Source organism: Methylobacterium nigriterrae (assembly GCF_037106235.1).
Classification (GTDB): domain Bacteria; phylum Pseudomonadota; class Alphaproteobacteria; order Rhizobiales; family Beijerinckiaceae; genus Methylobacterium; species Methylobacterium nigriterrae.
The window spans coordinates 1-318 of sequence record NZ_JBAWTG010000662.1 but is presented as its reverse complement, the minus strand read 5'-3'; the positions used below and the strand labels follow the sequence as shown (position 1 = coordinate 318).

Sequence of the window (318 nt, the reverse complement as noted above, 5' to 3'; positions counted from 1 at the left end):
TGGCGATGCTGGTGGTGCGGAAGTCGTAGGGCTTCGGCAGCTCGGACTCATGGCAAACCGGAACCCAGGTGTGCTTGAAGGTCTTCTCAAGCTCTTCGTCGAAGATCTCTTGATCCGTGTAGAGCCGACTGTCGATCCACTCACCGGCCTGCAGGGGTGGGTTCGCGGTCCATTGCTGGTAAGTCCTGGCGGGCATTCACCTTCCTCCTCGCGTTGTAAGTGGCTGGTGCGGCTTGGGCACTGAGAGGTCTTCGATTGTCGGCTGACCCAAACAGTGAACCAGGCACAGGCATCGGGCCGCGATGCATGGGCCGGACA

General features: G+C 60.4%; 1 pseudogene. It reads right to left on the bottom strand.

Annotated features, from left to right (window positions below):
- A pseudogene (locus tag WDW90_RS38635) lies at positions 1-196 on the bottom strand (aromatic ring-hydroxylating dioxygenase subunit alpha); the annotation flags it as partial.
- Positions 197-318 lie beyond the last annotated feature (122 nt).